16 protein-coding genes are annotated in these 25,664 nt (G+C 69.8%); 9 read left to right on the top strand and 7 right to left on the bottom strand.

All coding sequences use genetic code 11. The features are described from left to right. Positions 1–69: 69 nt before the first annotated feature. Positions 70–1,044, bottom strand: coding sequence for a LysR family transcriptional regulator (locus ACLJRM_RS39355; RefSeq protein WP_101608440.1), 975 nt, complete (start codon positions 1,042–1,044; stop codon positions 70–72). Positions 1,045–1,136: 92 nt separating this feature from the next. Between ACLJRM_RS39355 and ACLJRM_RS39360 the strand changes: the two genes are divergently transcribed. Next, positions 1,137–2,108 (top strand): M64 family metallopeptidase, encoded by a 972-nt coding sequence (locus tag ACLJRM_RS39360; RefSeq protein WP_410665941.1) that lies wholly within the window; start codon positions 1,137–1,139, stop codon positions 2,106–2,108. A gap of 136 nt (positions 2,109–2,244) precedes the next feature. Here the strand turns inward: ACLJRM_RS39360 and ACLJRM_RS39365 are convergent, their stop codons facing one another. The 3 genes from ACLJRM_RS39365 to ACLJRM_RS39375 all read right to left on the bottom strand — a co-directional run bounded on the left by ACLJRM_RS39365 (position 2,245) and on the right by ACLJRM_RS39375 (position 5,010). Further along, a complete protein-coding gene (locus ACLJRM_RS39365) occupies positions 2,245–3,300 on the bottom strand; it encodes an LLM class flavin-dependent oxidoreductase (RefSeq protein WP_410665942.1) in 1,056 nt (351 codons plus the stop codon). Between the two features lie 72 nt (positions 3,301–3,372). Continuing rightward, a complete protein-coding gene (locus tag ACLJRM_RS39370) occupies positions 3,373–3,885 on the bottom strand; it encodes a SecDF P1 head subdomain-containing protein (protein WP_410665943.1) in 513 nt (170 codons plus the stop codon). 141 nt (positions 3,886–4,026) lie between these two features. Further along, on the bottom strand, positions 4,027–5,010 hold the full coding sequence (locus ACLJRM_RS39375) for a YbhB/YbcL family Raf kinase inhibitor-like protein (RefSeq protein ID WP_410665944.1): 984 nt from the start codon (positions 5,008–5,010) through the stop codon (positions 4,027–4,029). 88 nt (positions 5,011–5,098) lie between these two features. Here ACLJRM_RS39375 and ACLJRM_RS39380 point away from each other — a divergent pair, with 88 nt between their 5' ends. Together ACLJRM_RS39380 and ACLJRM_RS39385 are read left to right on the top strand one after the other, a co-directional pair. Next, on the top strand, positions 5,099–5,737 hold the full coding sequence (locus ACLJRM_RS39380; protein WP_410665989.1) for a GntR family transcriptional regulator: 639 nt from the start codon (positions 5,099–5,101) through the stop codon (positions 5,735–5,737). Positions 5,738–6,063: 326 nt separating this feature from the next. Continuing rightward, entirely contained in the window at positions 6,064–8,754 is a 2,691-nt protein-coding gene (locus ACLJRM_RS39385) for a beta-N-acetylglucosaminidase domain-containing protein (protein ID WP_410665945.1), read from the top strand. Here ACLJRM_RS39385 and menC read toward each other — a convergent pair. Further along, positions 8,720–9,829, bottom strand: a complete 1,110-nt coding sequence (gene menC, locus ACLJRM_RS39390; RefSeq protein ID WP_410665946.1) for an o-succinylbenzoate synthase — start codon at positions 9,827–9,829, stop codon at positions 8,720–8,722. The genes ACLJRM_RS39385 and menC overlap by 35 nt on opposite strands. Further along, a complete protein-coding gene (locus ACLJRM_RS39395) occupies positions 9,826–10,665 on the bottom strand; it encodes a hypothetical protein (RefSeq protein WP_410665947.1) in 840 nt (279 codons plus the stop codon). The genes menC and ACLJRM_RS39395 overlap by 4 nt, the downstream gene beginning before the upstream one ends. Positions 10,666–10,791: 126 nt before the next feature. On the opposite strand from ACLJRM_RS39395, the gene ACLJRM_RS39400 reads away from it, so the two are divergent. Genes ACLJRM_RS39400 through ACLJRM_RS39415 form a run of 4 tightly spaced genes read left to right on the top strand, consistent with a single transcriptional unit; the run spans position 10,792 to position 22,738 of the window. Continuing rightward, positions 10,792–14,046, top strand: coding sequence for a non-ribosomal peptide synthetase (locus ACLJRM_RS39400; protein ID WP_410665990.1), 3,255 nt, complete (start codon positions 10,792–10,794; stop codon positions 14,044–14,046). Beyond that, entirely contained in the window at positions 14,039–15,046 is a 1,008-nt protein-coding gene (locus ACLJRM_RS39405; protein ID WP_410665948.1) for an aldo/keto reductase, read from the top strand. Before ACLJRM_RS39400 ends, ACLJRM_RS39405 begins: the two co-directional genes overlap by 8 nt. Before the next feature lie 16 nt (positions 15,047–15,062). Then, positions 15,063–21,842 carry an amino acid adenylation domain-containing protein gene (locus tag ACLJRM_RS39410; RefSeq protein ID WP_410665949.1) on the top strand — a complete coding sequence of 2,260 codons (6,780 nt, stop codon included), beginning with the start codon at positions 15,063–15,065 and terminating at the stop codon, positions 21,840–21,842. 14 nt (positions 21,843–21,856) lie between these two features. Then, on the top strand, positions 21,857–22,738 hold the full coding sequence (locus tag ACLJRM_RS39415) for a pyridoxal-phosphate dependent enzyme (RefSeq protein ID WP_101608450.1): 882 nt from the start codon (positions 21,857–21,859) through the stop codon (positions 22,736–22,738). Between the two features lie 170 nt (positions 22,739–22,908). Here the strand turns inward: ACLJRM_RS39415 and ACLJRM_RS39420 are convergent, their stop codons facing one another. Beyond that, complete coding sequence (locus tag ACLJRM_RS39420; RefSeq protein WP_410665950.1) at positions 22,909–23,532, bottom strand: TetR/AcrR family transcriptional regulator; 624 nt, start codon at positions 23,530–23,532, stop codon at positions 22,909–22,911. A gap of 164 nt (positions 23,533–23,696) precedes the next feature. Here ACLJRM_RS39420 and ACLJRM_RS39425 point away from each other — a divergent pair, with 164 nt between their 5' ends. Next, entirely contained in the window at positions 23,697–24,500 is an 804-nt protein-coding gene (locus ACLJRM_RS39425; protein WP_410665951.1) for an SDR family NAD(P)-dependent oxidoreductase, read from the top strand. Between the two features lie 26 nt (positions 24,501–24,526). Next, entirely contained in the window at positions 24,527–25,654 is a 1,128-nt protein-coding gene (locus ACLJRM_RS39430) for a DUF5938 domain-containing protein (protein ID WP_410665952.1), read from the top strand. Positions 25,655–25,664: the final 10 nt, after the last annotated feature.

A 25,664-nucleotide genomic window follows, 5' to 3' on the forward strand; every position in this document is an offset into this window, starting at 1 on the left:
TTACCCTTCGTCGGTGAGGTTCCGAGGCTAGGACCCACTGCCCGACAAGGGGAATTCCCCGACCAGGTGTCACCCGATGGCACGCCGTCCGGTGACGGGTTCGCCGCGGCGGGCGAGCCAGTGCCGGTAGGTGTGGCTGCTGTCGGTGTCGGAGAGGTAGGCGGCCTCGGCCGCGGCGATCAAGACGTCGCTGGTCCCGCCGAAGGCTCCCGCGGTGTTCCAGGCGATCAGGTACCGCATCCACAGCGGATCCCCCGCGAGCGAGCGGATCGCGATCCCGGGGGTGGCGGGGAAGGTGACCTGGCACGGGGAAATCGCCCGGCCCGCCGCGATCAACCGCTGCAGCGGCCGGAGTTCCGTGCTCCGGTGCGCGACCTGCGGCCGGAATCCCACCAGTGCACAGGCTTCCTCGAAGCATTCCGGCCAGCCCGCGCCGTCGGACGGCCCGAGCACCCAGCGTTCCCCGGCGAGGTCCGCGAGATCGATCTCGGCGCCGCGGGCGGCCGGATGGTCCGCGGCGATCGCCACGAACACCGGTTGCGCGGCGAGCGGCCGCAGCGCCACCCCCGGTGCCGCGGGCAGGGTGTGACCGGGGTAGTCGGCGACGACCGCGGCATCGAGCTGCCCGCCGGCCACGAGATCCAGCAGCCTCAAGGGCGAGAACTCGGTGGTCACCGAAACCGCTTGCGCCCGGCCGGGATCACCGAGCCGGTCCGCCAGCTCGACGACCATCGAACCGCCGATCCCACCCAGCGCGACAGGACGTTCCTCCCCGTCCACTAGCCAGCGCGCCGCGTCCTGGTGCATCGTGTCCGCCGCGGCGAGGACGGCCCGCGCGCGCCCGAGGACGCATTCGCCGAACGCCGTGGGGAAGACGCCGTCCCGGCTGCGGACGAACAACGTTCCGCCGAACGCGCGCTCGATCCGTTGCAGGGCGGCGGTCAGCGCGGGCTGACTGCTCCCGATGCCGATCGCCGCGCGCGTGATGCTGCCGGCGTCCGCGACGGCGCACACCACCCGCAGATGACGTAACTCGACATCCATCACGCGGACCTTATGGCCACTTGGGATGTGCCGGAAGCCGTCGAAAGTCGGGATCGTTTTCCTACTCCCCTCCCTCCCCGCAAGGAGTACGCATGCGACGCGCATGTCTCATGTTCGCGCTGACCACCACCCTCGTCACCGGCCTCGTTCCCGCGACGGCGTCGGCGGCTCCCCGATTCACGACTTCGATGGAGGCCTTCGAACCCGGTGGAACCATCACCAGGGTCGACGTCAGCCGGCCGGCTTCGGACAGAACCGCCGCGCCGCAGCGCATCGCGAACGCCGCGGCGGTGACGCCGATCGAAACCAACGGCCCCAGCGAGACCACCTTCGACCTGGTCTTCGTCGGTGACGGCTACACCTCGACGCAGCTGGGCACGTACTCGCAGCACGTCCGCTCCAGCATTTCGGCGCTGTTCGCCATCGAGCCGTACAAGAGCTACCGCAAACAGTTCAACCTCTGGCAGGTCGACGTCGTGTCCGCCCAGTCCGGGGTCACCAACGACCCGACCCAAGGAGTGCGGAAGAACACCGCGCTGGGCTCCTACTTCTGGTGCGGCGGCATCGAACGGCTGTTGTGCGTCAACGAAACCAAGGCGAACCAGTACGCCGCGGCCGCGCCGGACGTCGATCAGGTCATCATGCTGGCGAACACCACCAAATACGGTGGCGCGGGCGGCGGCGTCGCGACTTCCTCGGGCGGCAACCTCCAGGCCAGCCAGATCGTCGCCCACGAACTCGGGCACTCCATCGGCGGGCTGGCCGACGAATACGACTACGGCACCTGCGAAACCCGCGAACCCCGGGAGCCCAACGCGTCCGCGCTGACCGCGACGCAGATGCGGGACCGCCGCGCCAAGTGGCACACCTGGCTCGGCAAGCCCTCCCCCGACGGCGGCACGGTCGGCGCTTTCGAAGGCTCCCGATACTGCAAGACCGGAATGTACCGACCCAGCGTGAACTCACTCATGCGCACGCTCGGGCAGCCCTTCAACCCGCCGAGCACCGAAGCGATGATCGCCGGCTTCCACCGTGAAGCCGCCGAGCTGACGCACCACCACTAGGGCGAGCCGGCGGCGAGCCCCGCCGCCATGTCCCGCATGAAGCGGCGGAGATACCGCTCGAAGAACCACGCGCTCCCCGGCGTGCGCGATACGTTCCGTGCCAACGGATCCGTGTCCGCCGCCGGGGGCTTCGAGGTCAGCCGAGCAACTGCTTCACCCGGGGAACGACCTGCTCGCCGTAAAGGCGGATCGAGTCCATCCGGTGCTCGTGCGGAAGCGCGCCCGCCCCGTACTTGAGCTGGAATCGCGACAGCCCGAGGGTCCGCACGGCCCAGGCGATCTTCTGCGCGACGGTCTCCACGGATCCGACGAACAACGCGCCGTGCGGTCCGGCCATCGCGTCGTAGTCGGCACGGGACATCGGGCCCCAGCCCCGTTCGGCGCCGATCTTGGCGTAGGCGGCCTGGTGATGCGGGAAGTGCTGCGCCACCGCGAGTTCGTCGGTCTCGGCGACGTGGCCCGGGCTGTGCATGGAGATCGGCAGTTCCTGGTGGCCCGCCTCCTTCAAGGCGCGCCGGTACAGGTCGGCCAGCGGCGTGAACCGCTCGGGCGAGCCGCCGATCACCGCCATCACCAGCGGCAGGCCGTACGCGGCCGCGCGGACCACCGACTGCGGCGTGCCACCGACTCCGACCCAGGCGGGCAGACTGCCCGATTCGGTGACCGGGAAGGCCTGCGCGCCCTCCAGCGCGGGACGGACCGTCCCGGTCCAGTCGACCGGCTTCTCGCCTTGCAGATGGGTGAACAGGTCGAGCTTCTCGGCGAACAGCGCTTCGTAGTCTTCCAGCGAATAACCGAACAGGGGGAACGACTCGGTGAAGGAGCCCCGGCCGAGCGTGACCTCGGCGCGTCCCCGGGAAACGGCGTCCAGCGTGGCGAACCGCTCGTACACCCGCACCGGGTCGTCCGAGCTGAGCACCGTGACCGCGGTGCCGAGCCGGATCCGTTCGGTCCGGCCCGCGATCGCGGCCAGCACGACGTCCGGCGAGGACACCGCCATCTCCGCGCGGTGGTGTTCGCCGACGCCGAAGTAGTCCACCCCCACCTGGTCGGCGAGCACGCCCTCGGCCACGACCTGGCGGATGGCCTCGGCCTGGCTCACCGGCTGGCCGTCCGGGCCGTTCTCGACGTCTCCGAAGGTGTCCAGGCCGAAGGACGGCGCCTGCCGGGTGCCCAGGATCTCGTAACCCATTGTCCAACTCCTCAAAGTAGTTGAACGCTCAAACGTCGGTCTCGCCGATCGTATTCCGGGCGGTCGCCGGGGTCAGCCGCCGGCGATGTCGCGCGCCAGCTCCCGGGCCTCGGGCAGGGTGAACTTCCCGGAGATCTGCGTTTCCCCGCCGGTGATGGCGGACTGGATCGTCGGCGCGGTCAGAACGCGGCTCTTGAGCACCATCGCGACCTGTTTGCCGACGTTCGCGGCGGTCCAATCGGCCCACGTCTTCGCGCCCGCGGTGGTGAAGCTGAGCTCGATGATCGAGCCCGCCGATCGGGGATCGACTTGCGCGTTCGTCCGGCTGAGGTCGGCTCCGGTGAGGAACGCCGGACCGAGCAGGTACTTCGTGCCCTGAACGCGGTCGCAGCTGACCAGGGGAAGCGCCGGATCGTCGCGGCCGTCCAAGGGGTCCGGCCCCTTCGCACAGTCCAGCGCCGCCGCGGCGGCCTGCTGCTCGGCGGGATCCGTGCTCTGCCGGTTGGTCGCCGAGCCGGTCGCCGGGCCCGGCGGGAGCTCGGCCACGACCGGCCGGAACCGCAACCGGGATCCGTCTTTGATCACGAATCCGTCACCATTGGGCTCGGGACGGCCGGAAACGTCGGCCTGACACCCGGTGAGACCGAGCAGGACAAGGGCAGCCGCAACGCAAAGGGTTCGCACGGACGACATTCTGTCGCGTTCAGCGTCCTCGCGTGGGGGAAATCAGCTTCGTCGCCGGACAGTCCGCTCGAGAATCCCGAGGGTGGCCTTGAGCGCGGACTCGGGGACGACGGGGAAGGTGAGGCGCTCCTTCCACTCCTCGTCGACTTCCGACCAGTCGTAGTACGACGTCACGAGAGTGCCGCCCTCGACGGGCTCCAGCCGGTAGCCGTAGATGTGGCGGGCGTGCGGGCGGATCCGGCCTTCCACTGTCCAAGCGATCTCCTCGTCCGGGTCGAGCTTGGTGATGACGACCTCGACGTCGTACTTGCCGAGCGGCACGTCCCCGAGCGCTTCCCGGTCCATGTGGACCCGGAACCGGTCGCCCGCCTTCTCGACGCGCTCCCCTTCCGCGTCGAGAAGCATTCCCGAGGCGTCGATGTCCACGTGGCCCTTCGGGTCGCTCAGGACCGCGAAGATCGCGTCCGCGGATGCGGGGATCAGCCGGGAAACCTCGACGCGCTCGGCACCCGGCGTTTCCGCCGTGGCGATCAGGACCGCGCGGCCGAGAACGTGCGAGGCCATCGTGAAGCCGAGGAAGGCGGGCGTGGCGTCGGCCGGGACGCCGAGCGTTTCGACATCGAGGGCGTGCACCACGACGAAGTAGCGGTGCACGCCGTGCCCGGCAGGCGGAGCGGCGCCGAGGAAGCGGGCGACACGGGCGTCGTTGAGCACCTGGAAGGCACCTTCGGGCAGCCCCGATCCGCTGTCGTCGCCGGCGCCTTCGGGCAACTCGGTGACGGTGGCGGGGATGTCGGCGACCGCCCAGTGCCAGAAACCGGAGCCGGTGGGAGCGTCGGGGTCGTAGACGGTGACGGCGTAACTCTTGGTGCCCAGCGGGGCACCGCTCCAGCTCAGCTGCGGTGAAACGTCTTTCCCGGCCCACTGATCGGGCGACCAGGAAGCACCGTCGGCGACAGAGGTACTGGTGACGACGAAGGAAGCCGCCTCGGGCAGGCGGGCGAAGGGGTCGTTGACGGTGGTCATGAATCGACCATAACACAGATAATCGATTATCTACCGGTTCGTCTATACTTCGGCGATGCCCCCAGCTTCGCCGTCGCCGGACAAGCAGATGCTCTCCGAGCAGATGTACACCCGCCTGCGGGACGCGATCATGCGCGGCGACCACGCCCCCGGCGCCGCGCTGAAACCGCAGGACCTCGCCAAGGAACAGGGCGTGAGCCTCGCCGTCGTCCGTGAGGCCCTCGTGCGCGTGGTCGGCGACGGCCTCGCCGACAGGCTGCCCAACCGGGGCTTCGCCGTCCCGGCCTTCTCCGATCGCCGCTGGCAGGAGATCACCGAGGCCCGCCGGACCATCGAACCGCTCGTGCTGCGCCTCTCCATCGAACGGGGCGACCTCGATTGGGAGGCCCGCGTCCGGGCCGCTCATCACCGGTTGAGCCGTACGCCGCCGTTCGTGCCGGAAGAGGGCGAGTACATCAGCGGGGCGTGGTCCGAAGCGCACCGCGTCTTTCACCGCACGCTGCTGGAGGGCTGCGGAAACCCCGTCCTGCTGGAGACCTTCGACCGGATGTGGACCGCGAGCGAACTGGCTCGCCGCTGGGCGGCGCACCGCGCGCCCGGCCGGGACCATCACGCCGAACACCGCCTGCTGGAGGAACTGACGCTGGCCCGCGACGCCGACGCGGCGGAAGACGCGTTGACCCGGCATCTCACGCAGACCGCGGCCGCGCTGGCCGACGGGACGTAGCGAACCGCTCGTGTGCGCTAAGGACAGTTGGAGCCAAAGGGTTTAGGTACCTGCTGCTTGTGACTGGAGCCGGGCGCAGGTCCGTGAAGGCCTCCTTGCCTACCCTGAAGGTAGTGAAGGAGGCCTTCACGGACTACGTGATCGCCTTCTGCAGCCTCGGGCGGCGGCGCCAGCCCAGCCCCACCACGCGCGCCAGCTGTCGGAAAATCACCCATATCGCTCTACCCAGGTAATCACATCGGGTGTTTGCTGTCTCACAGAACGTCGTCAACCGACGCTTTGGGGGCAAGCCGATGTCCTTCCGTTGGGTAATCCGACTCATTCCGGTGACGCTGCTCGCGACCGCGGTGGCGGTCGCCGTCCCCGCACCGGCGACAGCGGCGGCCGACTCCCCGCCTCTCGCGAAGGTGTGGCCGACACCCCAGCAGACGACGCCGCGGCCAGGACAGGTGACCATCCCGCGCACCGTCGTCGAGGTCGTCGGCCGGGACACCGATCCGTCCGCGCTCGCCGTCGTGGATCAGGTGCTCCGCGCCGCGGGTGCGAGCACCATCGTCAAGCTCACCGACGGCGACCGGGCCGCCGTCGACCGGGAGCGCGGCAACGGCGGGCTCGTCGTCTTCGTCGGTGGCCCCACCGAAAGCCGGGCGACCGCCCTCGCGCTCGCCGCGCTCCGCGTCCAGGGGCCGGACGGCCTGCCTCGCGGGGGTTACGTCCTCGCCGCCGACCGTGGCGTGATCGCGCTGTCCGGTGTGGACACTTCGGGCACGTTCTACGCCGCGCAGTCGTTCCGGCAGCTTTTCGCGTCCGGCAAGAGCCGCGCCTTCAGCATGCGCGACTGGCCCGCGGCGCCGCTGCGCGGGGTGATCGAAGGCTTCTACGGGGCACCGTGGTCACACGCCGACAGGCTGGCGCAACTGGACTTCTACGGCCGCACCAAGCAGAACATCTACGTCTACTCCCCCAAGGACGACCCGTTCCTGCGAGCCCGCTGGCGCGACCAGTACCCGCCCGAGCAGCTCGCGGTGCTCTCGCAGCTGGTGGCCCGCGCCACCGCGAACCACGTCGAATTCACCTATGCCCTCTCCCCCGGTCTTTCGGTGTGCTACTCCTCGGACACCGACGAGGCCGCGCTGGTCACGAAGTTCCAATCCCTGTGGGACATCGGGGTGCGGTCGTTCGCGATCCCGCTCGACGACATCTCCTACACCCGCTGGAACTGCGACGCCGACGCCGCGAAGTTCGGCACCGGCGGCGCGGCGGCGGGTGCCGCGCAGTCGTTCCTGCTCAATCGGGTGCAGCAGGACTTCATCGCCACCCATCCCGATGTCGAGCGGTTGCAGACCGTCCCGACCGAGTACTACGACCTCGCCGACTCGCCGTACAAGACCGCGCTGCGCACCCAGCTCGACAAGGCGGTGATCGTCGAATGGACCGGCGTCGGCGTGATCGCCGGGCAGATCACCGAGAAGCAGGCCCGGGAGGCGAAAGAGGTCTTCGGACACGACATCCTCATCTGGGACAACTACCCGGTCAACGACTACATCACCGAACGGCTGCTGCTCGGCCCGTACATCGGCCGCGAGCCCGGGGTCGCGAAGTTCCTCTCGGGGATCACCGCGAATCCGATGGTGCAGGCCGAGGCGTCCAAGATCGCCGAATTCACCTCGGGTGACTTCCTGTGGAACCCGGAGGCGTACGACCCCGACAAGTCGTGGCTCGCCGCCATCGCCGATCTCGCCGGTCCGTCCGCGCCGGCGTTGAAGGTGTTCGCGGAGAACAACTATTCGAGTCTGCTCGTCCGGCTCGGCACCGGGAAGCCGGACCTCGATTCCCCGGTACTGCGCCCGTTGCTCGCCGCGTTCTGGGCCGCGCTGGAGAAGAAGGATCCTTGGGACGCCGCCGCGAAACTGGATCGCTATCTCACCGCGATGGCCGCCGATCCCGACGACCTGCGCCGCGGCATGGCGTCGAATCCGAAGTTCCTCGCCGAAGTCGGACCGTGGCTCGACCAGGTCGGTCTCTACGGTCAAGCAGGCGGGCACGCGGTGAAAATGCTGCTGGCACAGTACGACGGTGACGGCGCGAAGGCGTGGGCGGAACGCCGGGAGCTCGTCGCCGCGCTCGAGAAGGCGCAGGACATCCGCGTCCAAACCGCCCGGGGGCCGCGCAACCCGAGCACCTGCACGGACGTCTGCGTGCCGTTCCTCAACAGCGCGCTCGCCACGGCCGACCGCTGGTTCGGCCTGCCGGGAATCCGGCCGCAGCCGACGACGTCACTGGGGACCTACACCGACAACGTGCCCGCCCGGATGGTCGACGGCGACCCCGAGACCTACTACTGGAGCGACTGGGCTCCCCGCGTCGGCGACACCATCGGCGTCGACCTCGGCACCGCGCAACGGGTGTCCCATGTCGACATCACGATGGGCAAACCGACCAGCCCGGACGACTTCGTCCACAACGGTGTCCTCGAATACTCCGCCGACGGCAAGCAGTGGACGGCGGTGAAGACGGTCACCGAGCCCGTGCTCTCGGCGGACCTACCCGAGGGCGCGCAGGCTCGGTTCGTGCGCGTGCGGATAGCCGGCACGCAGCCCTTCTGGGTCGTTGTCCGTGAGTTCACGGTGTCCACACCGGACAGTCCGAAGTACACCGTGACCGGGACCCCGGTGGGATCGAACCTCGCCGCCGCCGCGGACAACAACGCGGATTCGGTGTACACGGCGGCATCGGCGCCGGTATCCGGTGACGCGCTCGTCGTCGCGGCCGCCACGCCTGTGCCGGTGGGCGAGGTCGTCATCCTGGCCGCGGAAGCCGGGGCGGGTGCCGACGTCCAGGTCGCGGACGCGGCGGGTGGCTGGCGGACGATCGGCAGAATGACGGGCGGCTACACGGAACTGCCCGCTCAGGACGTCGTGACCGATCGAGTCCGGCTCCTCTGGACGCCGGGAGGCGCGCCGCCGAAACTCGCCGAGGTGGTCATCCGCGGCTCAGTTCCCGCACCGACGTCGTGACCGCGTCCAGCACGTCCGGGATCGGCGCGACCCCGAGACCGGGCCCCGCCGGGACTGGCAGGTTCCCGTCCCGCAGGACGAACGGTTCGGTGATGTCGGTTTCGTAGTACCGGTCCGAGGCGGAGACGTCGCCGGGAAGGGTGAAGTTCGGCAGCGCGGCGAGCGCGAGGTTGCCCGCCCGGCCCAGCCCGGTTTCGAGCATTCCGCCGCACCACACCGGGACACCGGCCGCGGCGCAGACGTCGTGGATGCGGCGTGCCTCGAGGTAGCCGCCGACGCGGCCGGGTTTCACGTTGACGATCCGGCAGGCACCCAGCGCGATGGCGTCGGCGGCGGACCGGGCCGACACCACGGATTCGTCGAGGCAGATCGGGGTGCGGAGGCCCCGTGCGAGGGCCGCGTGGCCGAGCAGGTCCTCCTCGTCGAGCGGTTGCTCGATCAACAGCAGCTCGAAGTCGTCGAGGCGGGCGAGGTGGCGGACGTCGGCGCGGGTGTAGGCGGCGTTCGCGTCGACCTGCAGAAGCAACTCGTCACCGAACCGCTCGCGGACCGCCCGCACCGGTGCGACGTCCCAGCCGGGTTCGATCTTGAGTTTGATCCGCCGGTACCCCTGCGCCAGGTAACCCGCGACGGCGTCGGTCAGTTCCGGCACCGAGTCCATGATCCCCACCGAAACGCCGCTCGGGACACTGGTGGCGGTGGCGCCCAGACCGGCCGCGAAAGACAGGCCATGGCCGCGGAGTTCGGCGTCCAGGACCGCCATCTCCAGCGCGGCCTTCGCCATCCGATGGCCTTTGACCCCGGCGAGGAGCGGCGCGACGGTCTGCGCGGTCACGTTTCCGGCGGCCAGCAAGGGCGGCACCAGATGTCGCATAAGGACGTCTTCGGCCCCCTCGACGTACTCCGAGGAGTAGCTGGCGTCGGCTCCGGCGACGCATTCTCCCCAGCCGTCGCCGTCCGGTGTGGTCACCTGCACCAGAAGCGCGACACGTTCGTACTCGATGCCCAGGGAAGTGCGGAACGGACTGACCAGCGGCAGGGCGATGCGCCGGAGTGCGACGCGTTCGATCCTCATCGTCCCTCGCTTCGGTTGAGAACGTAGCCGCACGCGCCCCGGTCGAAGCCGGTCAGCCGGGCACCGTCCGCCAGCAGCGCGCCCAGGGTGTCGCGGACCGCCAGCCGCCAGTCCCGCGCGATCGACGGCTTCCGGGTGCGGAGAAGCTCGATGTCCGGCGGGATGGCGATCAGGACCGTTCCCCCTCTCGTCGACCGGGGAACCGGCCGATCGTCCTCGATGTCCAGCAATACCCGCGGAACCGGTCCGCCGGAATCAGGCAGGGCGTCCTCGTCGCAAGCGGCTCTGGCCCGTTCCTCGCGCAGGTCCCAGCGCAGCATGAGGCGGTCCGACTCGTCGTCGTTGTTCAGCCCGTCGGACAGCGGTCCGTAGTAGTCGGGCAGGTACTCCTCCGCCGTGCCACCGAGTTTGCGCAGGTTGAAGTGTGCGTTGCGGGCGACGAGCGGATCGAAGGTCCAGCTGATCCGGTCGGCGCCGTTCTCGAGGACGTGCGCCCGCTGATCCAGTTTGAGGGCGAAGCCGATGTCGCGGCCGCGGGCCTCGGAGTGGACGCCCGCGATGTGGCTGTGCATCCCGGGCCGCCCGGGCGGGCCCCACAAGCCGATACAGGCGCCGAGAAGCCGATCTTCGTCGAACGCGCCCGCCACGTAACTCCCGGCGTCGGCCATCGCCTTGACGACGTCCGCGGCGATCGGCGGATGGTCCGGACCGGTCCGCCACACCTCGCAGAGGAACCGTTCGCAAGCGAAAGCGCTCGCCATCGATTCCAAGGCCACTATCCGGACACCGGACTTCTCGGCGGCCTTCGCCGCGCTCGTCCGCGCGCTGAGATCCACAAGTTTGCATCTTCGACCAACGAATGGGTGACCTTACAGGCATCGCGATCATCGTTCAGGTCGAGTTCGGACAAGCGTTGTCTCCTGTCCGCGTAACGGATTCCTAAGATCACTTGGTTGAGTGACATGACCCTCGGATGGGGCAGTCACCGCCGTCACGCTCCGCTCAGACCCGGGGTCCCGTTGACGGACGCGGCCGCCAAGGCACTGACCGAAGTGGCCCGTCGGCTGGACCGGGACCTCACCCTGTCTTCCACGACCTTCGGCCGCACGGGCGTCGCCGTCCACGCCTACAACGTCTCCGACGGCTCCGCCGGACCCGTCGCGCACGCGTGGATCGGCTCCCCCGGCCTCCTGTCCGTCGAGCTGCGCTGCCCGCCGGGCGACCTCTGGGAGCGCGCCGCTCCAGCCGTCGCGGAGATGCACGCCGAACTGCTGGGCACGATGCTGACCGATCCGGCGGTGGATCTCAGCCAAGCGGACGGGCTCTCCGCGGCCACGAAAGCGGCGGTGCTCGGCCGGCTCGCCGGGACCGAGGTCGACCATGGTCCTTATCTCAGTGTCCCGGAGCGGATCCGCTCGGTCGCCCGGGCCACGCCGGACACCGTGGCGGTGTACGCCGCCGATGGAACGCTGACCTACGAACGATTCCTCAGTCACGCCGACGCGCTGGCCGCCCGGATCCGTTCGGTGACAAGGGAAACCGGGGCTTTGATCCCCGTGCTCGTCGCGGACGGCCTGGCGCTGCCGGTGTCCTGGGCGGCGGCGATGATCGCCGGGATCGGGTACGTGCCCGTCGACCCCCACTGGCCCGCGGACCGGATCGCGCAGGTCCTCGACCTGCTCGACGCTCCCGTGGTGCTGTGCGCCGACGTGGCGGCGGTACCCGCAGCCCACCGCGATCGAGCGATCCCCGTCGATCTCGCCGAAGCCGAAGGGGTCGCTGACCTGCCCGGCCCAGGACCGGACGACGTCGTCTACGGCGTGTACACCTCCGGCACCACCGGGACACCCCTGTGCGCGGTGAACCTGCACCGGGGCCTGACGAACCGGCTGGCGTTCATGGACCGCTGGTTCGGCCCGCCCGCCGTCCGCGAAGTGGTCCTGCAGAACACCCGGCACACGTTCGATTCCGCGTTCTGGCAGCTCTTCTGGCCGCTGACCACCGGCGGCGCGACGGTGGTGCCCGCCGCCGGTGACCACCACGACCTGCAGCACACGATCGACCTCATCGAAGCCCACGAAGTGACCGTCACGGACTTCGTGCCCGCGGTTCTGAGCGCGCTGCTGACCCTGCTGCGACAACGGCCGTCCACCGTCGGCAGGCTGCGTTCGCTGCGCCACCTCGTGGTCGGTGGCGAACAGATCAACCCACTCGACGTCCACCGCCTGCGGGAACTCCTGCCGGGGCTGCGGATCAGCAACGCCTACGGCCCGTCCGAAGCCTCCATCGGCATGATCTTCCACGAGGTCGACGCCTGCGACGGAGATGTCGTGCCGTTGGGGCGGCCGATCGACAACTGCGTCGCGATCGTCGTCGACGTCGACGGGCGGCCGCTGCCTCCCGGCGCCACCGGCGAGATCGTCATCGGCGGCGCGTGCGTCGGCATCGGCTACCACGGCGAACCCGGCCGCACCGCCGAACGCTTCTTCAGTTCCCCGACGTCCGGCCGCATGTACCGCACCGGCGACCTCGGACACGTCGACGCCGCGGGCAGGTTCCACTTCGGTGGGCGCATCGACCACCAGCTCAAGATCGACGGAATGCGGGTCGAGCCCGGCGAGATCGAGACGGCCGCTTTGGCCTGCGACGGAGTGCTGCAAGCGGCGGCGCTCGTCGTGGACCGTGAACTCGTGCTCGTGACCACCGGGACGGCGAGCTCCCGGGCGGTCCTCTCCCACCTGCGGGGCAAGCTGCCCCGAGGCAGCCTGCCGCGGCGCGGAGTGGTCGTCGACGAGATGCCCTTGACCGCGGCGGGCAAGATCGATCGTCGCCGCCTGGCGAACTTGGCGGAGCGGCCCGCGGATCCGGCTTCCGACACCGGCGCCGATCCCGTGCTCGCCGTCCTGCGCACCGTGTTGCGGTACCCCGGTTTCACCGCCGATGACGACTTCTTCGCCGCCGGAGGCAACTCGCTGCAGGCCGTCGCGGCTGTGGTCGAGCTGAGCGACCGGTTCGGAGTGGACGTCGGGGTGCGCGATCTCGCCGGCCATCCCACGGCGGCCGGTCTGCGTGACCTGATCGCCCGGCGCGACCGTGTTCCAGCCTCGTCGGATCTGGTCGCCGCCGACCTAGCCAGCCTCAGCACGGCGCGGACACCGTTGCGCGACAAGCGGGACCGGCCGCCGCGCACGGTCCTGCTGACCGGCGCGACGGGGTTCGTGGGTGCCCGGCTGCTGCACGAACTGCTCGCGAGCACCGATCTGACGGTGCGCTGCCTGATCCGCGGCCGCGACGATTCCCACGCACGGCAACGTCTTCTGACTGCGCTCGCCGCACAACAGCTGGAGCACGACGGCCACGCCACGCGGATCGCCGTCGTCGCCGGTGACCTCGCCAGACCCGGTTTCGGGCTGACGGCTCCCCGGTGGCGATCCCTCGCCGAAGAGTGCGACCTGGTCGTCCACGCCGGTGCCCTGGTCAACCTGCTCTACGACTACCGCATGCACCGCGAGCCGAACGTGCTCGGCACGGCGGAGGTGATCCGCTTCGCCCGCGCCGCGGGCGGCATCCCGCTGCACTACGTCTCGACGCTCGGCGTGCTGTACGACCACGCCCTGCGCACCGGCCGTCCGGTACCCGAAGACGTCGACATCACCGCCGTGACCCCGCCGTCGAGCGGGTACAGCCTGTCCAAATGGGCGGGTGAGCGGCTCGTCGACGCCGCCGTCGACCTTCCGGTGACGGTGCTGCGCCTCGGCGAGGTCATGCCCGCGACGGACGTCGCCGTCCCCAATCCGGCGGCGCTGACCCACCTGCTGCTCACCGCCTTCGAGCGGCTCGGAACGGTGCCCGCGGCGGCGATCCGGTCGGACTACAGCCCGGTCGACACGGTGGCGCGGATCGTCGTCGAGGCCGTCCAGGACCCGACGGTGCTGGGGCGCGCCTTGCACGTCTATCGCGAGGGCAGCGTGCGGTTCGACGAGCTGCCCGTGGGCGCGGATCGGGTGTCCTGCCTGCGCTTTCTCGCCGGTCTGCGATCCGCGGCGGCGACCGGTGACGTCGAGCTGGGTCTGCTGCTGGCGATCGTCGAACACCGCGCCGACGGGCGTGCCACCGAGGAGGACGCCGTCCGCGAGGTGCTCGAGAACCTGTTGCAGGACAACCCGGCACTGTTCACCACTTCCGCCACCCGGCCGAAGGAACCCGCCAGTGCTTGAGAGGAATGAGACGCGGATGCGGCAGCGCACCATGGGACGGCTCGGCTGGAAGGTCGGCGAAGTCGGCTACGGCATGTGGGGAATCGGCGGTGGTCCCGGCGGGTTCACCGGCTGGAACTACGACATCGCGCCGGACGCCCTCGACCTCGCCGTCGAACTGGGCTGCACCTTCTTCGACACCGCCTGGGTCTACGGGCGCGGCAAGTCCGAGAGCCTGCTCGGCGAACTGCGCCGCCGCCGTCCCGGCGCCGAGATGCGGCTGGCCACCAAGGTCCCGCCGCTGAATCGCGAATGGCCGCCGCGCCCGCAGGACACCCTCGAAGACGTCTTCCCCGTCGATCACGTCCTCGACTACACCCGTCGCAGCCTGGACAACCTCGGTGTCGACAAGATCGATCTCCTGCAGTTCCACGTCTGGGAAGACCGCTGGGCCGCCGAACCCGGCTGGCAGCGGGTCGTCACGCGGCTCAAGGACGAGGGCCTGATCGACGGTTTCGGCATCAGCGTCAACCGGTGGGAGCCGTCGAACTGTTTCGCCGCCCTCGACACCGGCCTGGTCGACGCGATCCAGGTCATCTACAACATCTTCGACCAGGCCCCCGAGGACGAACTCTTCCCCCGCGCGCTCGAAGAGGACATCGCGATCATCGCGCGGGTGCCGTTCGACGAAGGATCGCTGACCGGGAACCTGAACGCCAGCACCGCTTTCCCGCCCGAAGACTGGCGGGCCGTCTACTTCGGACCGGAGAACCTGCCGCCCACGATCGACCGGGTCGACGCGCTCCGGGAGCTGGTCCCCGACGGCATGACCATGCCGGAACTGGCGCTGCGGTTCATCCTGCACCACCCCGCCGTCTCCGCGGTGATCCCGGGGATGCGCCGTCCCGGGCACGTGCGGTCGAACCTGGCGGTCTCCGGAGCCGCGCCGCTGCCGCCGGAGCTGATCGACGCACTGCGCGCCCATCGCTGGGACCGGAAACCCACGCACTGGTCGATGTGAATACCGAGGAGAACCGGTGACCCGAACCCACGAGCCGCCACTGTCCACAGTGGAAGGCGACGTCTGGTCGTCCGTGGCGGCGCAGGCCGTCCGGACGCCGCATGCCGTGGCGCTCGCCGACACCGACGGCGAGCTGGACTACGAAACCCTTGTCGGCATGGCCGCCGGGACGGCGGACAGGCTGGCCGAAGCCGGGGTGCGGCCGGGCGACCTGGTCGGGATCCGGCTGCCGCGCGGCAGGGACGCGATCGTGGCGATCCTCGCGGTGCTGCGGGCCGGAGCGGGCTATGTTCCGCTGGACCCGGCCTATCCCGAAGCCCGGCTGGCCATGATGGTCGAGGAGACCCGGCCCAGCGCGCTGATCACGGCCGACGGGGTGTTCCCTCTCGAGGGCGGCGTACCGCGGCAGGATCCCGCGTACGTCATCTTCACCTCGGGTTCGACGGGCCGTCCGAAGGGCGTTCTGATCGGCCGCCGGTCGCTGCGTGACTTCACCGGCGCTTTCGCGGACAGGTTCGCCTTCGCCGCGGGTGACCGGATCCTGCAGTTCGCGTCGCTGAGCTTCGACACCAGCGTCGAGGAGATCTTCTGCCCGCTGATCCGCGGGGCCACCCTCGTCCTGCGCGACGACGACATGATCAGCAGGCCGGACCTGTTCTTCGAGCGCTGCGACGCGCTCGGCATCACGGTGCTGGACCTGCCGACGGCGTATTGGCACGAGCTGGTCGCCGCGCTCGACCGCGGCGAGACCTCCGTTCCGGCGGGCGTGCGCTGCGTGATCATCGGCGGGGAGACGGCGCGACCCGACGCGGTGCGCCGGTGGCAGGCCGCGGTCGGCGGCGCGACCCGGCTGTTCAACAGCTACGGGCCGACCGAGACCACGGTGGGCGCCACGGCGACGGACGTGACCGAATGGTCGGGCGATGTGGTCCCGATCGGCGTCCCGCACCCCGGCGTGACCTGCCGGATCGGTGACGACGGCGAGCTGCTGATCGGCGGCATCGGCGTGGCCGGGGGCTATCTGAACCGGCCGGAGCTGACCGCCGAACGTTTCGTGACGACACCCGGCCACGGCCGCGAGTACCGCACGGGCGACCGGGTCCGCTGGTCCGATGACGGACAGCTGGAGTTCCTCGGACGGCTCGACGACCAGGTCAAGATCCGGGGCCACCGGGTGGAACCGGCCGAGGTGGAGGCGGCCCTCCGGCAGCTCGACGGCATCACCGACGCCGTCGTCCTCGTCGACGACAAGACCGGCCGGGCCCGGCTGATCGGCCACCTGGTCACCGGCACGACCGACCTCGCGGCCGTCCGGAACGCGCTCGGCGACGTCCTGCCCGCCCATCTCATCCCGGCCGTCCTGCTCCGGCATCCCCGGTTTCCGCTGACACCGCAAGGAAAGATCGACAAGACCGCGCTGGCGGCGGAGGTTCCGTCCGAACACGGCCACGACAGCGCGCTCACCGCGGACGAAAGATCCGCGGCCACGCTGTTCGAAGAGATCCTCGGCGGCGCCGTCACCGGCACGGCCGACGATTTCCTTTCCCTCGGCGGTGATTCGCTGGACGCTGTCCGGCTCATCGCCGCCCTGCGCGTGCGGCACGGCGCTGAGCTGACCCTCACCCGGTGGTACGCGGATCCGACCGTCGCCGCGCTGGCCGAAGTCATCGCCGGAGCGACAGGGGCGACCGAAACCACCGTCGCCGGACTGGCCGAGGGGGTCCCGCACCCGCTGAGCCCGATGCAACGCGACTACTGGATCGCCGAACAGCTGTGCGCCGAACTTCCCGTCTACACCTTGGGAATCCGGTACCGCTGGGCCGAAGCGGTCGACGTCGCCGCGCTGACCGCCGCCCTCGCCGAACTGTCGCGGCGGCATCCGCTGCTGAGAGCGCGTTTCCCCGACGACGGCACCGAACCGAGCATGGTCATCGAGCCCGCGGCCACGATTCCGCTGACCCTCGGCGAGCCGGATCGCGACGGCATCGACTACCGGCACGGCCCGGTCGCGCACGCGTTCCTCGACGAGGACGAACTCGTCCTGATCGTGCACCACCTCGCCTTCGACGGCTGGTCCGCGGGCGTGCTCGGCCAGGAACTCGCCGCGCTGTATTCGGGCGCCGATCCGGCACCGGCCGTCCCCGTGCCCGATCTCGCCGCGCGTGCCGCCCGGGCGAAGGCCGACCGGCCGCTCGTCTCGTACTGGCGGGACCGGTTCGACGGCGCCGATCTCGACCTCGAACTCCCCGCCGACCGGCCTCGTCCGGTGGCCCGCACCTACGCCGCCGAGCGGGTCACCCGGCGGATCGACCCCGCTCTGCTGGACCGGCTGCGGTCGTACGCCGGTGAACAGCGGGCGAGTCTGTTCATGGTGGTCCTGGCCGGTCTGCAAACCGTTCTGCGGCGGTACACCGGCCACACCGACGTCACCGTGCTGTCCCCGGTGGCGGGGCGGTCGGCGGGCGAACTGGCGTCGCTGATCGGCCCGGCGTTGAACGTCCTGCCGCTGCGCGGCGACGTGACGGGTGAGCCGTCTTTCGCCGAGCTCGTCGCGCGAGTGCGGGACGCCGTCCTGGGCGACCTGGACCACCAAGAGCTGGCATTACCCGATCTGGTGACCGCGCTGGCCGGAGCCAAGCGGTTGAGTCCGGTGATGCTGACGGTGCACAACACCCCGGCGCCCGGTGATCCGCTCCTGCGCTACGCGGGCGAGTTGCCGCCGTCCGCCGCGATGGTCGATCTGGCGATCGGGCTCGATTTCCCCGCCGATGGCGCGGTCCTGAACGCCGACTACGCCACCGAACTCTTCGAGGGCGCGCGAATCGAGGCGATCCTCGACCACCTGCTGACCCTGCTGGACGCGGCGACCTCCGGCACGAGCACGCCGATCACCCGGCTCCCGATGCTCACCGACGTCGAGCGCGGTCGCATCGTGGACGACTGGAACGACATCGTCGCTCCGATACCGGACGCGATCGCCGTGCACCAGCTGTTCGAGCGGCACGCCCTCACGACACCCGACGCGCCCGCGCTCACCGTCGGCCGCGACACCGTCAGCTATGCCGAGCTCAACCACCGGGCCAACCGGCTGGCCAGGCGACTGCGCGACGAGGGTGTGCGGCCCGGCCATCGGGTGGCGATCACCCTGGACCGCGGCACCGCGCTCTTCACCGCGATGTGGGCGGTACTCAAGGCGGGCGGCGCGTACGTACCGCTGGATCCGGCCTATCCCGCCGATCGCCTCGAGTACATGCTGACCGACAGCGGACCGACGGTCGTCATCGACACGGATTACCTCTCCGGTGAGCTCCCCGCCGACGGTACCGATCTGCCGCCGGTCACCACCGCGGACGATCCGGCGTACGTCATCTACACCTCGGGATCCACCGGCAGGCCCAAGGGAGTCGTGGTCACGCACGGAAACCTGGTGCACGCGGCGGGGATGTGGCAGCAGGCCTACCGGCTCCGTCCTGAATGGACATACCTGCAAGCGGCCAGTTTCTCCTTCGACATGTTCGTGGGCGAGACCCTGCGTGCGCACCTCAGCGGCGGCCGTCTGGTCATCGCACCCCGCGAAACACTGCTCGATCCCGCCGATCTCCTCGCGCTGATGAAGACCGAGCGGGTGAACTGCACCGAACTCGTGCCCGCGGTACTGCGGGCGCTGCTCGACCACACCGAACGCGGCGGGCAGGATCTCGGGTTCGTCGACCTGCTGATCGGTGGCGGCGAGAAGTGGCACGTCAAGGAATTCCGGCTCGCGAGGCAGCTCGTCGGGCCGGGCAACCGCGTCGTCAACTCCTACGGCGTCACCGAAGTCACCGTCGACAACGTCTGCTTCGAAGGCTCTGTCGACCATCTCGCCGACGACGCGCCACTGCCCATCGGACGCCCTTTCCCGAACAACCGGGTCTACGTCCTGGACGCCCACCGCCAGCCGGTGCCCGCGGGCGTCGTCGGCGAGCTGTACCTCGGCGGTCTCGGCGTCGTCCCCGGCTATCACGAACGGCCCGGGCTGACCGCGGACCGGTTCGTGCCGGACCCGTTCGCGCCCGGCGCCAGGATGTACCGCACCGGTGACTCGGCCCGGTTCCACCTCGACGGTACGGTCGATTTCCTCGGCAGGCTCGACGATCAGGTCAAGGTCAACGGCCACCGGATCGAACTCGGCGAGGTCGAAGCCGCCCTGGGCGCGCTGCCCGGGGTCGTGGCGTGCGCCGCCGCTCCTCATGGCTCGCAGCTCGTCGGCTACGTCGTGACCCGCGACGGGTCCGACGCCGACGAAGCCGTCTACCGCGAGACGCTCGCGGCGGGCCTGCCCCCGCAGATGGTCCCCGCCCGCATCCTGACCCTGCCCGCTCTTCCGCTGTCCCCCAACGGGAAACTCGACCGGCGCGCGCTGCCCGCGCCGTCCGGTGGCGGACCGCGATCCACCGGGACGGTGGCGAGGACCGACACCGAGAAGCGGATCGCCGCGGCGTGGTCGGACGTCCTCGGGGTCACCGATCCCGGCATCGACGACAGCTTTTTCGCCCTCGGCGGGGATTCCTTCGCCGCGCTCGAGGTCGTCCGGCGGATCGAGCCCTCCCCCAGCCTGGTCGAGCTGTATCAGCACGCCACCATCCGGCGGCTGGCCGCACATCTCGACGCGCGTTCGGGAGCAGAGCCCACCGAACGACGGCTGCTGCACCGGCTGACCCTGACCGGCGCCGACCCGGCCCGCGGTGGGCACACGGTCGTGGCGGTGCCCTACTCCGGCGGCAGCGCGGTCGCCTACCAGCCGCTCGCCGACGCTCTCCCGGCGGGCTGGGCACTCCACGCGGCGGAACTCCCCGGCCACGACCGCTCCAGATCCGATGAGGAGCTGGAGCCGATCGACGTCGTTTCCGGCCGCATCGTGGAGGAACTGCGGTCGATCGACGGTCCGATCCTCCTTTATGGACACTGTCTCGGGGTCGCCCTCACCGTGGAGGTGGCACGACGTGCCGAAGCCGCCGGCCTGCCCGTGGCCGGAGTCGCCCTCGGCGCGGGATTCCCCACCGCGCGGCTGCCGGGGCGGTTCTTCGACTGGATCTACCGGCACGTCCCGGTGGACCGCTTCACCTCGGACCGCGAATACCTCGCGTATCTCCGTGCTCGCGGCGGCTTCACCGATCTCGACGACGACGGGCAGAAGGCCTTCGTGCTCCGCAACGTGCGCCACGACGCGCGCGACGCGGAGGAGTACTTCACCGCCGCGTATCGAGGGAGCTTCGAGCCGCTGAAGGCGCCGGTGCTCACCGTCGTCGGCGCGCGCGACCGGGTCACCGAGCACTACCAGGAACGTCGTCAGGAATGGCGGCATTTCACCGAAGGCGACGTCGGCCTCGCCGTCCTGCCGCACGCGGGACACTTCTTTCTCAAGAGCCACGCGGAACCGCTCGCCGAAGCGCTGGTCGAGTTCGTCTCCGAACGGCCCGCCGCCGAGGAACCCGCCCCGGTCGTGAGCGCGGAGCCCGACCTGCGCAAGTTCGCGGTGGTCGCCTTCGGCCAGCTCCTGTCGATGGTCGGCAGCGGGCTGAGCACCCTGGTGCTGAGCATCTGGGTGTTCCAGCAGACCGGCTCGATCACGTCGTTCGCCCTGGTCAGCGCGATCGGCCTGCTACCCGGCATCGTGGCCGGACCGCTCGCCGGCGCCGTCGCCGACCGGTGGGACCGGCGCAAGGTCATGCTGGTGAGCGACAGTATGGCAGGGCTGTCGATGGCGGCACTGGCCTTCCTGATGCTGTCGGACGGCCTGCATCTCTGGCACGTCTATCTGGCCGTGACGGTGACTTCGGTGGCCGGCGCGTTCCAGCGGCCCGCCTATCTCGCGGCCGTCGCCCAGCTGGTCCCGAAGCGCTATCTCGGTCACGCCGGCGGAATCGGGCAACTCGGTGTCGGCGTCGGGCTGGTGTTCTCCCCCATGCTCGGGGCCGCGCTGATCGGCCCGATCGGGATCAGCGGCGTGCTGCTCGTCGACATGGGCACCTTCGCCGCCGGTGCGCTCACCCTGCTGTTCGTCCGCTTCCCGAACCTCTTGTTCCGGCGGCGCGAGGAGAACTTCCGCACCGAGATCCGGACCGGCTGGCAGTTCATCACCCGCCGTCCCGGCCTGCGCGCCGCCCTCCGGTTCTTCGTCATCGACCACGTCTTCTACACCCTGGGTTTCGCCGTGATCACGCCGATGCTGCTGGTGGAGCAACCTGCCTCGGTGCTGGGCATGGCGCTGGGCGCGGGCGGCGTCGGCGCGCTCACCGGTAGCGTCGTGATGGGTCTCTGGGGCGGGACCACCCGGCGCAGCCACGGAATGCTCATCGCGATGGGCGTCGGCAGCGTCGCGATGATCCTCGTCGGCCTCACCACTTCGCCCGCGCTGATCATCGCCGGCATGTTCCTCGTCGGCTTCGGCGAATCCCTCGCCGACGGCCACTGGATCGCGATCATCCAGGGCAAGGTCAACCTCGAACTCCAGGGCCGGGTCCTCTCCCTGTTCATCACCTTGATGATGCTGACCATGCCGCTGGGCTATCTCGTCGTCGGGCCGCTGGCCGAACGGTTCGTCCAACCGCTACTGGATTCCCCGGGCCGGGGCCTCGCCCTGCTGATCGTCCTCAGTGGACTGCTGCAGCTGGCGTGGGCCGTCCGCGGCTGGCTCAACCCCCGGCTCCGGCTGATCGAAGACGAGCTGCCCGACGCCGTCCCGCCCGCGAACATCGGCACGCGCGACGACCTGCAGCGCGAGGCCGACGAACTGCTCGCTGCCCACAATCGGTGAAGGGGAACGGTCCCGTGCTGTCTCGGACTTCCATTCTCGTCCCCGCGGACGACCTGCTGCCGGGAATCCGCGTGTTCCTCGCGGACGAGACCCACTACCCCTCCGGCAGCCACAAGGAACCCGCCGCCCACGCGATCGTGGCCCGGGCGATCGCCGAAGGCCACGATCGGGTCGTCGTGGGCTCCTGCGGCAGCTATGGACGGGCGATGGCGACAGCCTGCGCCGCGGCGAACCTGCGCTGCACCGTCGTCCTGCCCGCCGACTGGGGCGACGGTGGCGCCTTCGCCGCCGCGACCGGGGCCGACGTCCACTTCGTCCCCGGCGGCTACGAAGACGCTGTCGAGGAGTCACACCTCCTGGCTCGCGCGAAAGGCGCGATGGACGGCAACGTCGACGGACCGTACAAGGACGTGATCCTCGAAGGACACGGTCACGTCGTCGACGCCCTGCACCGGGAGCTCGGCCCCGCCCCGGCGTCCCTGTGGATCCCGGTCGGCAACGGCACGACGCTCGTCGCCGCTTATCGGCGACTGCGCGCGCTCCGCTGGCCGGTGGCCCTTCACGGCGTCGGCTCCCCCGGCAACAACCCGATCGTGACCAGCTGGCCGGGGCCGTACCGGGTGCTGCCACGCGACGCCGTCGTCACGACCGAGCACAACGAGCCCCTGGTGAACTGGCACGCCCTGCACGGCCCCGACGCGCTGACCGCGATCGACGGCTCCGGCGGCGCGGCGCACGCCGTTGACGACGACGAACTCCTTGCCGCGCAAGCTCTTTTGGCGCGGTATGGGGTGCGGCCCACGGCGGCTGGTTCGGCTGCGGTGGCCGGGTTGATGGCTCAGGCGCGGAGGGGTTCGGTCAGGGGGAATCAGATCGTTCTGTTGAGTGGCCGGTAGTGCCTTGAGGCAGGTGGGTCGGGTTGGTCGTGAGTGGCGATTCGGGTGTTGAACGTCCCAAATCCTTCACGCTCACCATGTCGCCGCTGACATTTCCCGTTCGCCCTGGTCAGGCGTAGGTAACCGAATACCGATTCGGTTCTAACCCGAAACGCCACTCAAGACCGAACTCAGCCGCCACTCACCAATCGCCCAAGCAGCGCCCCGGCATCCTCCGCAAGAGCATCACTCGCACCTTCCTCCCCCGCGAGCTGATGCAACAACGCCTGCTGAAAAACCCCATCGAAAGCCGCATAAGCAACCTGCCGCGTGACAACCGCGGACCCACCGGCAAGCTCGGCGCACCGCTCCACGACCCGCCAGATCATCGCCTGCCGCTGAGTGTCGATCTCGAGCACATCAGCGCGGAAAGCGGCCTCGAACAAGCTCTGGTTCCTCAGGTCGTACCAAAGCCGGTGCATCGAGGCGTCGGCCCGCAACGTCCCGGCCATCGCGGCGCCGAAGCCCCGCTTGAGTTCGTCGGCCGACTGCGCCGCGGCCACGGCCTCGTCGTAGCGGGTCACGCACACTTCTTCGAATTTGCGGACCGCGTAGGTCAGCAGTTCCACCTTGTCGGTGAAGTAGTAGTGCAGCACCCCGTGCGAGAAGTTCGACTTCTGCGCGATCTCCCGCAGGCTCGTCCTGGCGTACCCCAGCTCGGACAGCGCCTGCAGCGTGGATTCCGCCAGTTCCGCCCGCCGCTGGGCGAACTTGTCCACGCTCCGGCGTGCGATCCGCTCGCTCGTCTCGGTCACCACGAGTTCCTGTCCGGTCCGGGAGCCCGCGCCTGCCGCGGGGCCCACAGTCTAGCCTCGCGGAATTCTTGACGACTGTCCAAGAAAATCTTGACGACTGTCCAAAACTGGCTCAGGATGTGACCCACACCGCAACCGCGGACCGTCTCAAGGAGGAGAAGTCCATGGGTTCGTACGACCTTTCGGGCCGGAAGGCCCTGGTCACGGGCGGAGCGCAGGGCCTGGGAGCCGGGATGGCCGAAGCACTCGCCCTGGCAGGCGCCTCGGTGGTCATCGGCGATGTCCAGGAGGAGCTCGGGCGCGCCACCGCCGACCAGATCAAGCAGAAAGGCGCCGCGGCGGGCTTCGTCCGGCTGGACGTCACCGACGAACAGAGCTGGGAACAGGCGATCGCCTCGGTCATCGACGAGCTCGGTGGGCTGGACATCGTGGTGAACAACGCCGGTGTCGAGATCACCGGGCTCGTCGCCGAGCTGGACCCCGCCGACCTGCGCAAGATGCTCGACGTCAACGTGCTGGGCACCGCCCTCGGCGTGAAATACGCCTTCCGCGCGATGCGACCCGGCGGCCCCGCGGGTGCCGGTGGCGCCGTCGTGAACATCTCCTCGGTCGCCGCGACCATCGCCTTCCCCGGTATCGCGGGCTATTCGGCGACGAAGTCGGCGGTCGACCGCCTCACCAGGGTGGCCGCGATGGAGGCCGGGAAGCTCGGCTACGGCGTCCGCGTCAACTGCGTCTACCCCGGTCTCGTCCCCACCCAGATGGGGAGCCAGCTCGCGCAGGACGTCGTCGAGGTCGGCCTGTTCCCCAGCGTCGAAGACGCCATCGGCGCGGTCGTCGCGCAGACCCCGGCCGGACGGCTCGGCGAGGTCTCGGACATGGCCGACGCCGTCGTGTTCCTCGCCTCCGACGCGGCTCGCTTCATCACCGGGGCCGGACTCCCGGTCGACGGCGGCATGGGCATGTGACCCCGGACGAATCGAAAGGAATCACCATGAGCAGCCCCAAACCCGTCGTGGTCTACGGCGCCTCCGGCTACACCGGACGGCTGATCTGCGAGTACCTGCGCGAGTACAACGTCCCGTTCATCGCCGCCGGCCGGGACAAGGCCCGCCTCCAGGAAGCGATCGACGGCGTTCCCGGCCTCGACACGGTCGACCACGAGATCGTCGAGGTCTCGCACGACGTCGAAGCGCTCACCGAACTGTTCCGCGACGCCAAGGTCGTGTGCAACACCGTCGGCCCGTTCAGCGAGTACGGCCACGAGGTCGTCGAAGCCTGCCTGCGTACCGGAACGCACTACCTCGACACCACCGGCGAACAGGACTGGCTGATCTCCTCGGAGGAACGCTACGGCGCGCAGATGGCGGAAAAGGGCCTTCTACTCTCTCCCGGCATCGCGCAGATGTACACCACCGGCGAGATCGCGGCGAACCTCTGCCTGGAGACCCCCGGACTGGACACTTTGGACATCCTGGTGTTCTGGAAGGGTTATCCCACGGTCGCTTCGACGAAGACCATCCTGGTCAACGCCGCGCTGTCGGCCGCGTACTACCTCGAACAGAACGAGTACCTGCCCTGGCCCGCGGACGGCGGCCTGCAGGACGTCACCGTGCCCGGCCATCACGAAACCGGGTTGGCCCTGCCCTGGGGCGGCACGTCGCATCCGGTCTGGTTCAAGAACGACGCGCGCGTGGCCAACGTCAAGGCCGTCGGCGGCGTCTTCGACCGCGCCCTGATGCAGGGCGTGCCGCAGATCGTCGCGGCCGTGCTGGAACAGGTGAAAGACCTGCCGCTGGACGAAAAACTCCGTGTACTGGCGGAGCAGGCGGCCGCGGTCCGCGACGAGATGCCGCCCCGGGAGAACCAGCGGCTCAACACCTCGTTGGATTCGGTGCACGCGTCCGGGCCACTGGGCCGCGCGCACTGCGTCATCCACGGCACCTGCAACTACAAGCAGACCGGGCTGATGCAGGCGTACGGCGCGTATTCGTTGCTTCAGCAGCCGCCGAAGCGGGTCGGGTTCGCCTCCGGATGCCAGGCTTTCGGCCACCGCGAACTGCTCGGTGTGCTGCGCGCCTTCGGGCTGGTGTCGAATCCGGTCATGACCGTTCACAGCTGACCGGAAGGAC

Source organism: Amycolatopsis sp. lyj-84, assembly GCF_046549075.1.
Taxonomy (GTDB): Bacteria; Actinomycetota; Actinomycetes; order Mycobacteriales; family Pseudonocardiaceae; genus Amycolatopsis.

What these genes read in the sequence shown, in the direction of transcription:
- ACLJRM_RS39355 (WP_101608440.1), bottom strand. Translation starts at nt 1,044, where the DNA reads ATGGATGTCGAGTTACGTCATCTGCGGGTGGTGTGCGCCGTCGCGGAC.
- ACLJRM_RS39360 (WP_410665941.1), top strand. Translation starts at nt 1,137, where the DNA reads ATGCGACGCGCATGTCTCATGTTCGCGCTGACCACCACCCTCGTCACC.
- ACLJRM_RS39365 (WP_410665942.1), bottom strand. Translation starts at nt 3,300, where the DNA reads ATGGGTTACGAGATCCTGGGCACCCGGCAGGCGCCGTCCTTCGGCCTG.
- ACLJRM_RS39375 (WP_410665944.1), bottom strand. Translation starts at nt 5,010, where the DNA reads ATGACCACCGTCAACGACCCCTTCGCCCGCCTGCCCGAGGCGGCTTCC.
- ACLJRM_RS39380 (WP_410665989.1), top strand. Translation starts at nt 5,099, where the DNA reads ATGCTCTCCGAGCAGATGTACACCCGCCTGCGGGACGCGATCATGCGC.
- menC (WP_410665946.1), bottom strand. Translation starts at nt 9,829, where the DNA reads ATGAGGATCGAACGCGTCGCACTCCGGCGCATCGCCCTGCCGCTGGTC.
- ACLJRM_RS39400 (WP_410665990.1), top strand. Translation starts at nt 10,792, where the DNA reads ATGACCCTCGGATGGGGCAGTCACCGCCGTCACGCTCCGCTCAGACCC.
- ACLJRM_RS39425 (WP_410665951.1), top strand. Translation starts at nt 23,697, where the DNA reads ATGGGTTCGTACGACCTTTCGGGCCGGAAGGCCCTGGTCACGGGCGGA.
- ACLJRM_RS39430 (WP_410665952.1), top strand. Translation starts at nt 24,527, where the DNA reads ATGAGCAGCCCCAAACCCGTCGTGGTCTACGGCGCCTCCGGCTACACC.